A 16212-nucleotide genomic window follows, 5' to 3' on the forward strand; every position below is an offset into this window, starting at 1 on the left:
GCACACCGTCATACCGAGTCCACGAGTGAGGGGCGGGCGGACTCGGCGGCCCCTGCCGAAGCGGTCGGCGGCTTCCGCAGGAAGGTCACCCAGACCGCGGCGAACATGCATGCGACAGCGGTCAGCGAACCAACAGTGTAGGCGAGGCAGACCCGGGTCGCGATCGGTCCGGGTACCAGAGTGGTCACGATCAGTGCAACAACACCCGACGCCCAGCCGAGCAGTTGGAGTCGGTGCCGGTGCAGGACCAGCAGTGCCTGTCCGAGCACCATGGCCAGCATGTAACAGAGCGTGCCCGCGGACATCCAGAGGAAGTCGAGCGAACCGAGCACGTCGTCGGCCTTGAAGAGGACCTGGATCAGCCACGGGCCGAGGATGGTCGCGGGGATGCCGCCGGCCACGCCCAGCACCGTCACGACCGCGCAGGTGCGGACCAGCAGCTTGGAGAACCCGGCCCGGTCGCCCGCCGCCGCGGTGCTCGACAGGCCGGCCAGCAGCGAGGCCTGGAGCGAACCGAAGACGAACAGCGGGACGCGGGCGAGGACCACGGCGTTCAGCAGGCCGGCCACCAGCGCGGCGTCGTCCGGGGCGAGCAGCTGGGTGGAGACCACCGCGGCGTTGACCACCACCTGGGAGAGCAGGGTGGAGGCGACCAGCGGGGCCAGGCCCGAGGCGAGGCTCCCCCAGCCGGCCGCGGGCCCGGTCCGCACCCCGGCGCGCAGCGGGCGGACCGTCGCCACCACGCCCACCAGCGGAGCGACGGTGAGGATCAGGGCGAACGCCAGCGGCGACCGGACACCGGCCAGCGCGCAGCCGCCCGCCAGCACGATGCGCAGGGCGCCGTCCACCGCCAGCTGGGCGCCGTACGCGCCGAAGCGGTTGAGGCCGGCCAGTACGCCGCGGCTCACGTTGCTGGCCGCCATCGCGGCGAACGCTATGCCCAGGGCCACCACCATGTCGGTGCGGCCGTCGAAGAAGGTGCGGGCCAGCGGCCGGGCCGCGATCCCCATCCCGACCGCCATCACGGCGAGCATGCCGACGGTGATCAGCAGGATCCGGCGGACGACCGGCGCGGCGCCCTGGCCGCCGACCGCGCGGGCGGCGACGATCCGGGTGAGTTCCTGCTCGACCGGGAAGAACAGCCCCAGGCCGACGGACATGAGGATCGTCCAGAGCAGCGAGACCGACGCCATCTCCGGCTTGCCGAGGCTGTAGCCGGCCGCCATCAGGTGGACGTAGGAGGCGGCACCGAGCAGCACCGTCCCCCCGATCACCAGCTGGGTGCCCGGGGGGAGAGCGCTGACGACCTTGGCCAGCGGGGAGCGGCGCGCCGGCGCCGTACTGCCCTCGTCGTTCACGACTGCTGCGCGGCCCTCACCTTGAGCGGCTCCCACCAGGCACGGTTCTCGCGGTACCAGGCGATGGTCGAGGCGAGGCCCTCCTCGAAGGTGACCTGCGGCTCGTAGCCCAGCTCCTCGCGGATCTTGCTGATGTCGAGCGAGTAGCGCAGGTCGTGGCCCTTGCGGTCCTGGACCCGGTCGACCATGTCCCAGCCCTGGCCGGCGGCCTCCAGCAGCAGGCCGGTGAGCTCCTTGTTGGTGAGCTCGACGCCGCCGCCGATGTTGTAGACCTCGCCGGCCCGGCCCTTGCGCAGCGCCAGGTCGATGCCGCGGCAGTGGTCCGAGACGTGGAGCCAGTCGCGGATGTTGCCGCCGTCGCCGTACAGCGGGACGCGCTTGCCGTCGATCAGGTTGGTGGTGAAGAGCGGGATGACCTTCTCGGGGAACTGGTACGGCCCGTAGTTGTTGGAGCAGCGGGTGACCACCACGTCCATGCCGTGGGTGCGGTGGTAGGCGAGCGCCAGGAGGTCCGAGCCGGCCTTCGAGGAGGAGTACGGGGAGTTCGGCGCGAGCGGCCACTCCTCGGTCCAGGAGCCCTCGGTGATCGAGCCGTAGACCTCGTCGGTGGAGACGTGCACGAAGCGGCCGACGCCGTGCTTGCGGGCGGCGTCCAGCAGCACCTGGGTGCCGACGACGTTGGTCATCACGAACGGGCCGGCGCCGGCGATCGAGCGGTCGACGTGCGACTCGGCGGCGAAGTGGACCACCGCGTCGTGGCCGGGCATGGCCTGGTCGACGGCGTCCACGTCGCAGATGTCGCCGCGGACGAAGGAGTAGCCGGGGTGGTCGGCGACCGGCGCGAGGTTCTCCTCGACGCCCGAGTAGGTCAGCTTGTCGAAGACGGTGACGCGGGCCGCGGGATCCGCCGACAGCAGCGCGCGGACGTACTGGGAACCGATGAATCCGGCGCCGCCGGTGACGAGGATACGCATAGTGCGGCTGAGTATAGTGCGCGCGGGCGAACCCCTCCGCCGGGGTCCGCGCGGTGCTGCGTGGGCGTCCCAAGCCTGGTTGCCCCCGGGGTCGGAGGGCCACGTAAGGTGTGCGCCATGCGCGGCATTCTTCTTGCGGGCGGCACCGGTTCCCGCCTCTGGCCCCTCACCCGGGCAGTCTCGAAGCAGCTCCTCCCGGTCTTCGACAAGCCGATGATCTACTACCCGCTCTCCACGCTGATCATGGCGGGGATCCGCGAGATCATGATCATCACCACCCCCCAGGACCGCGAGCAGTTCGAGCGGCTGCTCGGCGACGGCTCCCAGCTCGGCCTCGACCTGCAGTACGCCGTCCAGGAGCGCCCGGAGGGCATCGCCCAGGCCTTCGTGCTCGGCGCCGACTTCATCGGCGACCAGCCGGTCGCGCTGATCCTCGGCGACAACATCTTCCACGGCAGCGGCCTCGGCACCCGGCTCGCGCAGCGCACCGACCCCAAGGGCGGCATGGTCTTCGCCTACCCGGTGGCCGACCCGACCGCCTACGGCGTGGTCGAGTTCGACGCGTCCGGCCAGGTCATCTCCATCGAGGAGAAGCCGGAGAAGCCGAAGTCCCGCTACGCGGTGCCCGGCCTGTACTTCTACGACAACCGCGTGGTGGAGATCGCCCGCTCGATCACCCCGAGCGCCCGCGGCGAGCTGGAGATCACCGCCGTCAACGACGCCTACCTGCAGCGCGGCGAGCTCCAGGTGACCGTGCTGGACCGCGGCACCGCCTGGCTGGACACCGGCACCTTCGTGTCGATGGTCCAGGCCTCGGAGTTCGTCCGGGTCATCGAGGAGCGCCAGGGCTTCAAGATCGGCTGCGTCGAGGAGGCGGCCTGGCGGGCCGGCTTCCTCTCCTCCGAGCAGCTGCGCGAGCTGGCGGAGCCGCTGCTCAAGAGCGGCTACGGCCAGTACCTGCTGGACCTGCTGGACGAGGAGAACGCCCGATGAAGTTCCGCGAGCTCTCGATCGAGGGCGCCTGGGAGATCACCCCCCAGCAGCACGGCGACCCGCGCGGCCTGTTCATGGAGTGGTACCGCTTCGACCGGCTGGAGGAGGTCGTCGGCCACCCGCTGCGGATGGCGCAGGGCAACCTGTCGGTCTCCGCGAAGGACGTCGTCCGCGGCATCCACTTCGCCGACGTCGCCCCCGGCCAGGCCAAGTACGTCAGCTGCGTGCGCGGCGCGGTGCTGGACGTGATCGTGGACCTCCGGGTCGGTTCGCCGACCTTCGGCCGCTGGGAGTTCGTCCGGCTCGACGACGTGGACCGGCGCTCGGTCTACATCTCCGAGGGCCTGGGCCACGGATTCTGCGCGCTGAGCGACGACGCCACGCTGTCCTACGTCTGCTCCGAGGTCTACAACCCGACCGGCGAGCACGCCGTGCACCCGCTCGACCCGGACCTCGCGATCGAGTGGCCGGCCGAGGTCCCGCAGCTGTCCGCCCGGGACGCCGCCGCCCCGACGCTGGCCGAGGCGATCGAGTCCGGCCTGCTGCCGGACTACGAGGAGTGCCTGCGCTACCGGCGCTCGCTCAGCGGCAAGTAGCCTTTTCGCCGTCCCCTCCAGCCCGGAAAACACCTGGTGTGCCGCTCATGACAACTCTTGACATCATGCTGCCCTACTACGGCAACGTCGCCCTGATGCAGGCGGCCGTCCGCAGCGTCCTGGCGCAGAGCGACCCGAACTGGCGGCTCACCGTGGTGGACGACGGCAAGGAGCCGGACGTCCCGGGCTGGTTCGCCGGACTCAGCGACGAGCGCGTCTCCTACCAGCGCAACGAGCAGAACCTCGGGGTCACCGGCAACTACCGCAAGTGCCTCGGCCTGGTGCGCGAGCAGCACTTCGTCATGATGGGCACCGACGACATCATGCTGCCGGACTACGTGGCGACGGTGCGGGGGATCCTCAAGGCCAACCCGGACATCGGCATGGTGCAGCCGGGTGTCCAGGTCATCGACGGCGAGGGCGCGCCCACCGAGGGCCTGGTCGACCAGGCCAAGAAGCGGATCTACGCCCCCAAGGTGCAGGGCCTCAAGCTGATGGGCGGGGAGGAACTGGCCACCAGCCTGCTCCGCGGCAACTGGCTGTTCTTCCCCTCCATCTGCTGGCGCACCGAGGCCGTCCGCGCCGTCGGCTTCCGGGACAACCTGGAGGTCACCCAGGACCTCGCGCTGGTCATCGACCTGCTCCAGACCGGCGAGCAGATGATGATCGCGGACAAGGTCTGCTTCCAGTACCGCCGCCACGCGGTCAGCATCTCCTCGGCGCAGGCCTTCACCGGCGTCCGCTTCGCGGAGGCCAACCGGTTCTTCCAGGACGTCGCCGACCGCCTGGACGCGCACGGCTGGTCGAAGGCCGCCAAGGCCTCCCGGCTGCACCTGTCCTCCCGGATCCACGCGCTCACCATGGTCCCGGGAGCGGTCAAGAGCCGGCACAGCCAGGGCGCGAAGACGCTGCTGCGGCACGTCGCCGGCACCGACCGCCACTGAACCACCGCCGTCCCCCGACCGACCCACCGGAACCAGAGGCCATGGCCGCAAGCAGCTCCACCCCCGCCCGGATCGCCGTCCTCGGCGGCACCGGCTTCATCGGACGCCGCATCCTCGCCACCCTGGCGGAGCGCGGCCACCACCTGCTCACCATCGCCCGCAAGGAGCCGGCCGACGCGCTGCCCGGCGACTTCGCACGGCTCGACCTCACCCTCGACCCGCCCGCCGAGCTGGCCGCCCTGCTCGCCGAGCAGCGGATCGACGTGGTGGTCAACGCCGCCGGCGGGATGTGGGGCCTGACCGACGAGCAGATGGTCGGCGCCAACGTCGGCATGGTCACCGGACTGCTGGAGGCACTGCGGTCGATGACCGCTCCCCCGCGCCTGGTCCACCTCGGCACGGTGCACGAGTACGGGCTCTGCCCGATCGGCGTCAGCCTCGCCGAGGACTCCGAGCCGCACCCCTCGATGGTCTACGGGCAGCTGAAGCTCCGGGCGACCGAGCTGATCGCGAACGCCGTCCGCGAGGACGGGCTGGACGCCGTGGTGCTGCGGCTCGGCAACGTGGTCGGCGCCGGCCAGCCCGCGCACAGCCTGCTCGGCGTGATGGCCGGCAAGCTGGCCGCCGCCCGGGCCGCCGGCACCGAGGCCGAGCTCGCGCTCCAGCCGCTCACCGCCCAGCGCGACTTCGTCGACCTCCAGGACACCGTCGACGCGATCGTCGACGCCCTCCCGGCCAACGCCCAGGCGCCTGCCGTGCTCAACGTCGGCCTCGGCCGGGCCAGCTCGGCCCGCGAGCTGGTGGAGCTGCTGATCGAGGTCAGCGGCGTGCCGACGCGGATCACCGAGGTCCCGGCGCCGGAGGGCGCCGGCCCGGAGACCGAGTGGCAGCAGCTGGACGTCACCGCGATCGAGCGGTCCCTCGGCTGGACCCCGCGCCGGAGCCTGCGCGACGCCGTCCGCACCCTCTGGGAGGCCGCCTCGGCGGACGCTCCCGCCGCGGACCCGGCCCGCTAACGATTCGATCATCGCGGTGAAGGCTTCCGGCAAGCCTCGGTAGGATCCGGTGAGGGTCCGATCGGGTCCTGTGCGCCGGAGGCCTTCTCCGCGTCTCCTCTTCCAGGAAAGCATGATCCACTCTCATGTCTCCTAGGCTCTCCTTGCCTGGCCGCCGCGGAACCCTGGCCGAGCTCTACTCCTCCCGGGCCAACAGCTTCGGCTTGCTCCGGCTGCTGCTCGCCTCCGCCGTCGTCGTCTCGCACATGTACCCCCTCGCGTGGGGGCGCCTCGACCCGCTGTGGCAGCACAGCGGCCAGCAGACGGACGTCGGGAAGATGTCGGTCATCGGCTTCTTCGTGCTCTCCGGCTTCATGATCAGCGGGAGCGGCGCACGCTCCACGGTCGGCCGCTACGCCTGGCACCGCGCCCTGCGCATCCTGCCCGGCCTCTGGGGATCGCTGCTGGTCTCGGCCCTGGTGATCATCCCGCTGCTGTACCACTGGCAGCACGGCACCTTCGACGGCTACTGGGACCACCCGCAGGGCCCGGTCAACTACCTCAAGGGCACCTGGAACACGGCCATCAGCACCGGCTGGGACATCTCCGGGGTGATAGCCGAAGGCCGCAACCGGGGCACCAACTTCGACATCGGTGTCAACGGCGCGCTCTGGTCGCTGAAGTACGAGATCCTCTGCTACGTCCTGATCGGCCTGCTCGCCGCCGGCGGCGTCCTCCGCCGGGCCCGCAGGTTCGTCCCGCTGCTCGCCCTCGCGCTCGGCGGCCTGATCCTGCGCGACTGGGTGAACGCCCCCTCGCTCCGCGGGATCCCCGGCGACCAGCAGTCCTACGTCATGGTGCCGTTCCTCGACTCCATGTCCGTGCACATGCTGATCCACCTGGTCTTCGTCTTCATGATCGGCGCGACCTTCCAGCTGTACCGCGAGCGGCTGGTCATCCACGACGGCCTGGCCCTGCTCAGCGCCGTCGTCCTCGGCGCCACCCTGTGGGGCGGCGGCGTGTTCGTCTTCGGCTACCCGGCCTTCGCCTACCTGCTGATCTGGCTGGCCATCCGGCTGCCCCGCCCGTTCCACCGGATCGGCCGCAAGCGCGACTACTCCTACGGGATCTACATCTACGGGTTCACCGTCGAGCAGGCGCTGGCGATGCTCGGCTACGCCAAGCACGGCAAGCCGGTCTACCTGGCCGTCGCCATGGCCTGCACCGTCGTCCTGGCGGCGCTCTCCTGGCACCTGCTGGAGTCCCCGGTGATGAAGGCCAAGAACTGGACCCCGTGGCCGGTGCGCCGGCTCAAGGAGCGGTCCGCGGCCCGCGCCGCGCTCCGGACCGGGGAGCCCGTCACGGGCGGCCGCACGGAGCCGACCGCCGAGCCCGTCCCGCCGAAGGTGTCCGCCTGATCCGCACCGCCACCGGCCGGCAGCAGCGCCGGCGCCCGTGGAAGAGCCCGGGCCCGCCTCCCCTCGGGGTGGCGGGCCCGGGCTCTTCCACACGGGCGGGACGACCGGATCAGCGCTCCTTGAAGACCCAGACCTTCATCAGCAGGAAGCGGAGCACCGTGGCGAGCCCGTTGGCGACGACCAGCCCGCCCACCTCGACCACCCGGGACGCGTCCGGCGCCGCCCGGTGGAGCAGGGCCAGGACGCCCGCGCTCAGGCCCAGGCCGATGAGGAAGGCCACCGCGCCCTGCAGCTGGTGCCGCAGCGCCCCCTCGGAGCCGGTGATCCCGAAGGTGAAGCGCCGGTTGGCGGCCGTGTTGGCCACGGCGCTGACCGCGAGCGCGATCAGGTTCGCCGCCTGCGGGTTGGTGAACCACCGGGCGACGACGAACAGCGCCAGGTAGAAGAGCGTGCTCAGGACGCCGATGACCAGGAAGGACGGCAGCTGCCGCCGGGCCGTCCCGGCCGTCTCCGGTGCCGCGCTCTGATCGTCCGTGGAAAGCATGCGGATTACCCGTTCGTCCGGTCAGGCCAGCTCGTACACGGCGGTCCGGCCGTTGTCGAAGACCTGCTTGGTGAGTGTGGGGAGCAGCGGTGACTCGGCACCGGCCTTGCGGTCCACCACCAGGTACCGCACCCGGTGGTCACGGTGCAGGCCCGCCAGCAGCGCGGCCGTCGGCTGGTAGACCGCGGCCTCGTTCTGCTGGTAGAGGGCCGGGTCCCAGAACGGCCCGTTGGAGGCGACGCCGCCGCCGCTCGTCGCGATCATGCGCGGCGCGTACGCCCAGCCCTCGACCAGGACGGAACGCTCGGAGTAGGCGCTGAGCCACTGCGAACGGTAGTTGTAGCAGCGGTCGGTGCGCGTCCAGTCCTCGGGCTCCCAGCAGTGGCTGTTGGTCGCGATGACGTCCGAGGGCTCGCTGTGGTCCCGGACCCAGCGGGCCGCGTCGACCTGGCTCTGGGGAAGGATCCAGGTGCCGTCCCAGGCGTACTGCCGGGACTGCAGGACGTCCAGCCCGATGCTCGGCAGGCCGACCGCGAGCGAGGCCGTCAGCAGGACGATCCCGCCGCGCCCCCGGAGCCCGGGCCGGATCCGGCCCGCGCCCCACCAGAGCAGCGCGGCCACCGCGGCGGCCGCCGCCATGACGACGACCCCGCCGAGCACGGCCAGCAGCGGGGCGTAGGACTTCCGGACGTCGTACGCGCCGGCCGCCTTCGCCACCACGACCGCCCAGTCCGCGGAGTGCCGGTACATCGCCCAGGTGAGTGCCGCCGCCAGCACGAGGACACCGGCCGCCAGGGCGGCCCGGGCCCGCACGGGGAGCGCCGCGCGCTCCGCGGACTCGCAGTAGCCCCACGCCGCGAGCAGGGCGCCGAACGGCGCCGAGGCGATGGCGAAGTAGCTGGAGTTGAAGCCGTTGACCACCAGGTAGGCGGCCGGACCGGCCAGGGCCCCGCCGAGCAGGAACCACTGCACCGGCTCCAGCTTGAGCCGCCGCCGCCACAGCAGCGGGACCACGCCGAGCATCCGCAGCTGGTGGGTCGCCACGAAGGCGAGCAGGGTGGCGCCGACGACCGCCAGCTGCGTGGCGCTGCCGCGCACCTCCGAGCTGTTGGCCCAGTACTGCCGGACGTTCCCGAAGACCTCGATCTCCAGGCCGTAGCTCTCGAAGTCGAAGATCACGGCCGTGGCGAAGAGCTGGGCCCCGGCGAGGATCGCCCCGAGCCCGACGATCGTCCAGGGGATCCGGCGGGTGCCGACGAGCACCATCAGGCCCGCGAAGGCCAGCCCCGCCAGGGTCACCGGGAGCGTGCTGGCCTTGGCCGCGCTCGACGCCAGGGCGAACCCGGCCACCAGGAAGAAGGCGCCGCGCCCGAGGGCCGGCAGCCTCCCGTCGGCCGGTCCGCTCCCGCCGTCCGCCGCCCCCGCGCCGCCGGGCCGCCGGAGCAGGTCCCCGACCGCGCCGACCAGGGCGACCAGGAGCGGCTGGCTGTAGGTGAGGGAGAGACTGCCCCAGGACATCAGCCGGATCGGCGGGGCGCCGAACGTCCAGGAGCTGACGTTGTTCGGGTAGGCGGCCGTGAACTCGCCCACCGCGAAGAACAGCAGCGCGGCGACCGGCCCCGCCCAGGCGCGACCGGTCAGCCGGTGGGCCACCACCGCGGTGATCAGGACGGTCAGCGCGCTGAGCGCCGGCACCATCAGGCGCATCGCCACCACCGGCAGGTCGACGCCGCCGACCAGGTCGGTCATCGCCATGTGCGAGAAGGTGAACCAGTGGTAGTGCAGCGGCTCGCCCGCCGCCTGGGGGAACGTCAGGGGCATCTCGTGCTTGGCGTTGCCCGCCAGCGAGAGCATGTACGGCAGGTCGCCGAAGATCCTGGACGAGTCCCCGGTCGGCAGCGCCGGGAACCGGGAGAGGTTGACCTCGTAGTAGTAGAGCGCGGTCAGCGCGACCGTGCCGGAGATCGCCCAGGACGCGCCGGGCGACATCACGCGGTAGCCGCGCGGCCGCCAGTGCCGCCGGAGCCGGGGGACCGCCGCGAAGGGGACGACGACGGCCAGCGGCCAGAGCACCGCCACCGACTGCAGGCCCAGCCCGACGAGTACGGCCCACGCCGCGAGTTCCAGCACCAGGCCGGTGACGGCGCCGAACACCAGGTCCTCAAGCAGGGTCCCGGGGCGCCTGCGCAGTCCGCGGAAGACCAGGGTGCCGGGCAGCACCACGCCCCAGAGCGCGTAGAAGGTGTAGCGCGCGACGTCGCCCGCCGACGTGTCGGCCGCCAGCAGGACCGCGACCGTGACGAGGTAGGCGGCGACGGCGGGCAGGAAGCGCAGGGCCACCCGGCCGACCGCGGCCCGATCCGGCCCGCCGGGCCGACCGTTCGCGTCGCGGTCGGGCACCGGGGTGGTCGCGGTCGTACTGGTGCTGTCCAAGTCTCTCGTCTCTTCGCGCGGCTGGTCCCGGGTGTCTTCGCGGAACCGGTCGGTGGATCCGGGTCGCTCGGTCAGCCGGCGGACCGGGAGAGCTGCTTGCGGCCCGTGCCGGCGGGCTCCTCGGCCGAGTCGTAGCCGACGAAGTAGGCCGGCCGGGCCTGCACGGCCGAGTAGATCCGGCCGACGTACTCGCCGAGCAGGCCGATGCAGACCAGCTGCACCGCTCCCAGGAAGAGCATGCCGACGAAGAGCGAGGACCAGCCGGGCACGGTCTTCCCCAGCACGTAGGCCACGGTGGTGTAGATGCCCAGGCCGAAGCAGAGCACGAAGCTCAGCAGCCCCAGCCAGGTGGCGAGCCGCAGCGGCGAGGCCGAGAAGTTGGTGATGCTGTCGATGGCCAGCCGCAGCATCTTGGAGAGCGGGTAGTGGGTCGAGCCGGCGACGCGCTCCTCCCGCACGTAGACGACCTCGCCGCTGGGGAAGCCCAGCCACGGGACCAGCAGCCGGTAGACCGGCTGGTGCTCGGGCATGGCCTTGAGCGCGTCGACGGCGGCCCGGCTCAGCAGGCGGAAGTCGCCGGCCTGGTTCGGCATGTTCTTGCCGACCAGCTTGCGCATCAGCCAGTAGTAGCCGCCGGCCGTGCGGCGCTTGAAGACGGTGTCGGTGCCGCGGTCGCCGCGGACGCCGTAGACGATGTCGAGTCCCTGCTCGCGGGCGAGCGAGAGCATCTCGGGGATCTTCTCCGGCGGGTCCTGGAGGTCGGCGTCGATGGACACCACGTAGTCGCCGAAGGCGCGGTGGATGCCGGCGGTGAGCGCCGCCTGGTGCCCGGAGTTGCGCGCGAACCGGACGATCCGGAACTCCGGCCAGTCCTGGTGGACCTTCTGCATGATCGCGGGAGTGGCGTCCGTGCTGCCGTCGTCGATCCCGACGACCTCGTAGGCGACGTCCAGCGCGTCGAGTATGGGGCGGAGCCGCTGAACGGTCAGCGGCAGCGCCTCCTGCTCGTTGTAGATCGGCATGACCACCGACAGCAGCGGTGCCGTCGCCCCGGCCGCCCCGGCTACCTGTCCAGCTGCGTCGAACATCGCTTCGCCTGTCCCCACATGTCCACAAACGGCCTGACGGCACGGAGCGACCGGGACGACCCACCGGCCTGAACTCCTTCTCCCCCCGCGCCCCACAGGTCGCGGGCTACCGGGAAGGAGAGCCCGTTGAGCGGCCAGGATAGCAGCAGCACATGAGCGTTCCCTTTGGCAGGACCGGGGTCCGGCACCGGTCCGCACCGCTCGGACGAACGCCGAAGGGCCCCGCACACCCAGGGTGTGCGGGGCCCTTCGGATCGCCCGTGGATCACAGGCAGGTCAGACCATCGACTACTTGATGATCTTGGTGACCTGGCCGGCGCCGACGGTGCGGCCACCCTCACGGATGGCGAACTTCAGGCCCTCCTCCATGGCGATCGGCTGGATCAGCACGACCGTCATGGCGGTGTTGTCGCCCGGCATGACCATCTCGGTGCCCTCGGGGAGGGTCACGACGCCGGTCACGTCCGTGGTACGGAAGTAGAACTGCGGGCGGTAGTTGTTGAAGAACGGGGTGTGGCGGCCACCCTCGTCCTTCGACAGGATGTAGGACTGGGCCTCGAACTCGGTGTGCGGGGTGACCGAACCGGGCTTGATGATGACCTGGCCGCGCTCGACGTCCTCGCGCTTGATGCCACGGAGGAGCAGACCGACGTTCTCACCGGCCTGGCCCTCGTCGAGCAGCTTGCGGAACATCTCGATGCCGGTGACCGTGGTGGTGGTCTTGGTCTCCTTGATGCCGATGATGTCGACAGTCTCGTTGACCTTGAGGATGCCACGCTCGATACGACCGGTGACGACGGTGCCACGACCGGTGATCGTGAAGACGTCCTCGATCGGCATCAGGAACGGCTGGTCCACGGCACGGGCCGGGGTCGGGATGGCCTCGTCGACCGCGGCCATCAGGCCGAGGAGCTTCTCGCCCCACTCCTTGTCGCCCTCCAGCGCCTTCAGCGCGGAGACGCGGACGACCGGCAGGTCGTCGCCCGGGAACTCGTACTCGGAGAGGAGCTCGCGGACCTCAAGCTCGACGAGCTCCAGGATCTCCTCGTCGTCCACCATGTCGGCCTTGTTCAGGGCGACGACGATGTAGGGGACGCCGACCTGGCGGGCCAGGAGGACGTGCTCCTTGGTCTGCGGCATCGGGCCGTCGGTGGCGGCGACGACGAGGATCGCACCGTCCATCTGGGCCGCACCGGTGATCATGTTCTTGATGTAGTCCGCGTGACCCGGGCAGTCGACGTGGGCGTAGTGACGCGCCTCGGTCTGGTACTCGACGTGCGCGATCGAGATGGTGATACCGCGCTGCCGCTCCTCCGGCGCCTTGTCGATCTGGTCGAACGGCGTGAAGGGGTTGATGTCCGGGTGAGCGTCGTGCAGCACCTTGGTGATCGCCGCGGTAAGGGTCGTCTTACCGTGGTCGATGTGACCGATGGTGCCGATGTTGACGTGGGGCTTCGTCCGCTCGAACTTCGCCTTCGCCACTGCAGTCCTCCTGAGGACAGTTCTGTACGCCGTGCTGACGTCAGTTGGTCTTTGATCGGGTTGGGTACGGAGCGCCGAGGCACTCCATGCCGTCCCGCGGGTGGGGGCCGGAGGCCCCGGGAGAATCCGACCGGATCCTCCCGGAATGCCTCCTAATAGCCTAAGGGTTCGCTGTCGTCCCGAATGTCGGGGCGTACGGCGGCCTCGGGTAGGGAGCCGGCGGGAGCCGGTCCTTACTCGCCCTTGGCCTTGGCGATGATGTCGTCCGCCACGTTCCGCGGAACCTCGGCGTACGAGTCGAACTGCATCGAGTAGCTCGCGCGACCAGAGGTCTTGCTGCGCAGGTCACCGACGTAGCCGAACATCTCGGAGAGGGGCACCAGCGCCGTGACGACGCGGGCACCGTGACGCTCGTCCATGGACCGGATCTGGCCACGACGAGAGTTGATGTCGCCGATCACGTCGCCCATGTAGTCCTCGGGCGTGGTGACCTCGACGGCCATCATCGGCTCCAGGAGGACCGGGGAGGCCTTCCGGGCGCCTTCCTTGAAGGCCATCGAGCCGGCGATCTTGAACGCGAGCTCGGACGAGTCGACGTCGTGCGCCGCACCGTCGAGCAGCTTCACGCGGACACCCTGCAGCGGGTAGCCGGCGAGGATGCCGAACTCCATGGCCTCCTGGCAACCGGCGTCGACCGACGGGATGTACTCCCGCGGGACGCGGCCACCGGTGACCTGGTTCACGAACTCGTAGCCCTCGGCCTGCTCAAGCGGCTCGATCGCGATCTGCACCTTGGCGAACTGACCGGAACCACCGGTCTGCTTCTTGTGGGTGTAGTCGATGCGCTCGACGGCCTTGCGGATCGTCTCGCGGTACGCGACCTGCGGCTTGCCGACGTTGGCCTCGACCTTGAACTCACGGCGCATACGGTCGACGAGCACCTCAAGGTGCAGCTCGCCCATACCCGCGATGATGGTCTGGCCGGTCTCCTCGTCCGTGTTGACCTGGAAGGACGGGTCCTCCTCGGCGAGACGCTGGATGGCGACACCCAGCTTCTCCTGGTCGCCCTTGGACTTGGGCTCGATCGCGACGCGGATGACCGGGGCCGGGAAGTCCATGGACTCCAGGATGACCGGGTTCTTCTCGTCGGACAGCGTCTCACCGGTGGTGGTCTGCTTCAGGCCCATGACGGCGATGATGTCGCCGGCGCCCACCGAGTCGATCTCCTCACGCTTGTTCGCGTGCATGCGGTAGATCTTGCCGATGCGCTCCTTCTTGCCCTTCACGGCGTTCAGCACCGAGGTGCCGGACTCCAGGCGGCCCGAGTAGACCCGGACGAAGGTGAGCTTGCCGAGGTGCGGGTCCGACATGATCTTGAACGCGAGCGCGGCGAGCGGCTCGTCGTCCGAGGCCTTGCGGGAGATCTTGACGGTGTCGTCGCCCGGCTTGGTGCCCTCGATGGACTCGATGTCCAGCGGGGACGGCAGGTACTTGACGACCGCGTCGAGCAGGGGCTGGACGCCCTTGTTCTTGAACGCGGTGCCGCAGAAGATCGGGGTGAAGTCCGAGTTCAGCGTGCCCTTGCGGATCGCGTCCTGGAGCAGCTCGACCGGGATCTCGGCCTCTTCGAGGGCGAGCTCCATGATCTCGTCGCTCACGTTGGAGACGGTGTCGATCAGCTGGGTGCGGTACTCGTCCGCCTGCTCCTGCAGGTCGGCCGGGATGTCGACGATGTCGTACATCTCGCCCTTGGCGGCCTCGGCGGACCAGACCAGCGCCTTCATGCGGACCAGGTCGACGACGCCCTGGAAGTCCGCCTCGGCACCGATCGGGAGCTGCATGACCAGCGGGGTCGCGCCGAGGCGGTCCACGATGGTCTGCACGCAGAAGAAGAAGTTCGCGCCCGTGCGGTCCAGCTTGTTGATGAAGCAGATGCGCGGGACGCCGTAGCGGTCAGCCTGCCGCCACACGGTCTCGGACTGGGGCTCGACACCGGCAACACCGTCGAACACCGTCACGGCGCCGTCGAGCACGCGGAGCGAACGCTCCACCTCGACGGTGAAGTCGACGTGACCCGGGGTGTCGATGATGTTGATGGTGTTGTCGACGTCATCGACGGTCCAGTGACAGGTCGTCGCGGCCGACGTGATCGTGATGCCGCGCTCCTGCTCCTGCTCCATCCAGTCCATGGTGGCAGCGCCATCGTGGACCTCACCGATCTTGTACGACACACCGGTGTAGAACAGGATCCGCTCGGTGGTGGTGGTCTTGCCCGCGTCGATGTGCGCCATGATCCCGATGTTGCGGACCCTGGCGAGGTCAAGGGAGGTTGCAGCCATGGTGGCTCGTTCTCTCTCTGTCTAGTGACGGGGTACGGACTACCAGCGGTAGTGCGCGAAGGCCTTGTTGGACTCGGCCATCTTGTGGGTGTCCTCGCGACGCTTCACGGAAGCGCCCAGGCCGTTGCTGGCGTCGAGGATCTCGTTCATCAGGCGCTCGGTCATGGTCTTCTCGCGACGGGCGCGCGAGTAGCCGACCATCCAGCGCAGCGCCAGGGTGCTGGCGCGGCCCGGACGGACCTCGACCGGAACCTGGTAGGTCGCGCCACCGACACGGCGGGACTTGACCTCAAGGGCCGGCTTGACGTTCTCCAGCGCACGCTTCAGCGCGACGACGGGGTCGGCGCCGGTCTTCTCACGGACGCCCTCAAGGGCGCCGTAGACGATCCGCTCGGCGGTGGAGCGCTTGCCGTGCAGCAGGATCTTGTTGACCAGCTGGGTGACGACCGGGGAGCCGTAGACCGGGTCGATGATGACCGGGCGCTTCGGGGCGGGGCCCTTACGAGGCATTCTTACTTCTCCTTCTTGGCGCCGTAGCGGCTGCGAGCCTGCTTGCGGTTCTTGACACCCTGGGTGTCAAGCGAACCGCGGATGATCTTGTAGCGGACACCAGGAAGGTCCTTCACACGACCACCGCGCACCAGCACGATGGAGTGCTCCTGCAGGTTGTGGCCCTCGCCCGGGATGTAAGCGGTGACCTCGATCCCGCTGGTGAGGCGCACACGGGCGACCTTGCGAAGCGCCGAGTTCGGCTTCTTCGGGGTGGTCGTGTACACACGCGTGCAGACCCCACGGCGCTGCGGGGAACCCTTCAGCGCGGGAGTCTTGTTCTTCTCGACCTTGTCCTGCCGGCCCTTTCGGACCAGCTGCTGGATCGTAGGCACCGTTTCTCCGTTTTCTGTGTGCCAAGGCTTGGTGGAACTAACCTGCGGTGTTCCCTCCACACACAGCCCCGTGGTCGACCCACGCGGTCGGGTGTGTTGGGCTTATTCCGACACGGAATCCCATGAGCTGATGTACAGCGACGGCGCTCTAGGCTCGGGGCACT

General features: G+C 70.0%; 14 protein-coding genes. 5 read left to right on the plus strand and 9 right to left on the minus strand.

Annotation, left to right across the window (positions count from 1 at the left end):
• Positions 1 to 8: 8 nt before the first annotated feature.
• Positions 9 to 1358, minus strand: a complete 1350-nt coding sequence (locus OG550_RS15415; RefSeq protein WP_327677887.1) for a lipopolysaccharide biosynthesis protein — start codon at positions 1356 to 1358, stop codon at positions 9 to 11.
• Positions 1355 to 2332, minus strand: coding sequence for a dTDP-glucose 4,6-dehydratase (gene rfbB / locus OG550_RS15420; protein ID WP_327677889.1), 978 nt, complete (start codon positions 2330 to 2332; stop codon positions 1355 to 1357). The genes OG550_RS15415 and rfbB overlap by 4 nt, the downstream gene beginning before the upstream one ends.
• Before the next feature lie 117 nt (positions 2333 to 2449).
• Between rfbB and rfbA the strand changes: the two genes are divergently transcribed.
• The 5 genes from rfbA (at position 2450) to OG550_RS15445 (ending at position 7278) form a co-directional block, all read left to right on the plus strand.
• Positions 2450 to 3325 carry a glucose-1-phosphate thymidylyltransferase RfbA gene (rfbA, locus tag OG550_RS15425; protein WP_442906002.1) on the plus strand — a complete coding sequence of 292 codons (876 nt, stop codon included), beginning with the start codon at positions 2450 to 2452 and terminating at the stop codon, positions 3323 to 3325.
• Complete coding sequence (rfbC, locus tag OG550_RS15430) at positions 3322 to 3921, plus strand: dTDP-4-dehydrorhamnose 3,5-epimerase (protein ID WP_327677892.1); 600 nt, start codon at positions 3322 to 3324, stop codon at positions 3919 to 3921. Before rfbA ends, rfbC begins: the two co-directional genes overlap by 4 nt.
• A gap of 47 nt (positions 3922 to 3968) precedes the next feature.
• The gene (locus tag OG550_RS15435) at positions 3969 to 4865 is read left to right on the plus strand and encodes a glycosyltransferase family 2 protein (protein ID WP_327677894.1); all 897 of its coding nucleotides are present in this window, start codon (positions 3969 to 3971) and stop codon (positions 4863 to 4865) included.
• 41 nt (positions 4866 to 4906) lie between these two features.
• Positions 4907 to 5881 (plus strand): NAD-dependent epimerase/dehydratase family protein, encoded by a 975-nt coding sequence (locus OG550_RS15440; protein ID WP_327677896.1) that lies wholly within the window; start codon positions 4907 to 4909, stop codon positions 5879 to 5881.
• Positions 5882 to 6024: 143 nt separating this feature from the next.
• The gene (locus OG550_RS15445; RefSeq protein ID WP_327677898.1) at positions 6025 to 7278 is read left to right on the plus strand and encodes an acyltransferase family protein; all 1254 of its coding nucleotides are present in this window, start codon (positions 6025 to 6027) and stop codon (positions 7276 to 7278) included.
• Between the two features lie 109 nt (positions 7279 to 7387).
• On the opposite strand, the gene OG550_RS15450 is transcribed toward OG550_RS15445, so the two are convergent.
• From OG550_RS15450 to rpsL, 7 genes are all read right to left on the minus strand, one after another.
• Positions 7388 to 7822 carry a GtrA family protein gene (locus tag OG550_RS15450; protein WP_327677900.1) on the minus strand — a complete coding sequence of 145 codons (435 nt, stop codon included), beginning with the start codon at positions 7820 to 7822 and terminating at the stop codon, positions 7388 to 7390.
• A gap of 21 nt (positions 7823 to 7843) precedes the next feature.
• Positions 7844 to 10255, minus strand: a complete 2412-nt coding sequence (locus tag OG550_RS15455; protein WP_327677902.1) for a hypothetical protein — start codon at positions 10253 to 10255, stop codon at positions 7844 to 7846.
• Positions 10256 to 10326: 71 nt separating this feature from the next.
• Positions 10327 to 11343: a glycosyltransferase family 2 protein gene (locus OG550_RS15460; RefSeq protein ID WP_327677904.1), complete on the minus strand. Its 1017-nt coding sequence runs from the start codon at positions 11341 to 11343 to the stop codon at positions 10327 to 10329.
• A 288-nt stretch (positions 11344 to 11631) separates the two neighbouring features.
• Entirely contained in the window at positions 11632 to 12825 is a 1194-nt protein-coding gene (gene tuf / locus OG550_RS15465; protein WP_327677906.1) for an elongation factor Tu, read from the minus strand.
• Positions 12826 to 13058: 233 nt separating this feature from the next.
• Positions 13059 to 15164: an elongation factor G gene (gene fusA / locus OG550_RS15470; protein ID WP_327677908.1), complete on the minus strand. Its 2106-nt coding sequence runs from the start codon at positions 15162 to 15164 to the stop codon at positions 13059 to 13061.
• A gap of 39 nt (positions 15165 to 15203) precedes the next feature.
• Positions 15204 to 15674, minus strand: coding sequence for a 30S ribosomal protein S7 (gene rpsG / locus OG550_RS15475; protein WP_188306747.1), 471 nt, complete (start codon positions 15672 to 15674; stop codon positions 15204 to 15206).
• A gap of 2 nt (positions 15675 to 15676) precedes the next feature.
• On the minus strand, positions 15677 to 16048 hold the full coding sequence (gene rpsL, locus OG550_RS15480) for a 30S ribosomal protein S12 (RefSeq protein ID WP_014144289.1): 372 nt from the start codon (positions 16046 to 16048) through the stop codon (positions 15677 to 15679).
• Positions 16049 to 16212: the final 164 nt, after the last annotated feature.

It is taken from the genome of Kitasatospora sp. NBC_00458, assembly GCF_036013975.1.
In the GTDB taxonomy this organism is placed as follows: Bacteria; Actinomycetota; Actinomycetes; order Streptomycetales; family Streptomycetaceae; genus Kitasatospora.

What these genes read in the sequence shown, in the direction of transcription:
- rfbB (WP_327677889.1), bottom strand. Translation starts at nt 2,332, where the DNA reads ATGCGTATCCTCGTCACCGGCGGCGCCGGATTCATCGGTTCCCAGTAC.
- rfbA (WP_442906002.1), top strand. Translation starts at nt 2,450, where the DNA reads ATGCGCGGCATTCTTCTTGCGGGCGGCACCGGTTCCCGCCTCTGGCCC.
- rfbC (WP_327677892.1), top strand. Translation starts at nt 3,322, where the DNA reads ATGAAGTTCCGCGAGCTCTCGATCGAGGGCGCCTGGGAGATCACCCCC.
- OG550_RS15435 (WP_327677894.1), top strand. Translation starts at nt 3,969, where the DNA reads ATGACAACTCTTGACATCATGCTGCCCTACTACGGCAACGTCGCCCTG.
- OG550_RS15440 (WP_327677896.1), top strand. Translation starts at nt 4,907, where the DNA reads ATGGCCGCAAGCAGCTCCACCCCCGCCCGGATCGCCGTCCTCGGCGGC.
- OG550_RS15450 (WP_327677900.1), bottom strand. Translation starts at nt 7,822, where the DNA reads ATGCTTTCCACGGACGATCAGAGCGCGGCACCGGAGACGGCCGGGACG.
- OG550_RS15460 (WP_327677904.1), bottom strand. Translation starts at nt 11,343, where the DNA reads ATGTTCGACGCAGCTGGACAGGTAGCCGGGGCGGCCGGGGCGACGGCA.
- fusA (WP_327677908.1), bottom strand. Translation starts at nt 15,164, where the DNA reads ATGGCTGCAACCTCCCTTGACCTCGCCAGGGTCCGCAACATCGGGATC.
- rpsG (WP_188306747.1), bottom strand. Translation starts at nt 15,674, where the DNA reads ATGCCTCGTAAGGGCCCCGCCCCGAAGCGCCCGGTCATCATCGACCCG.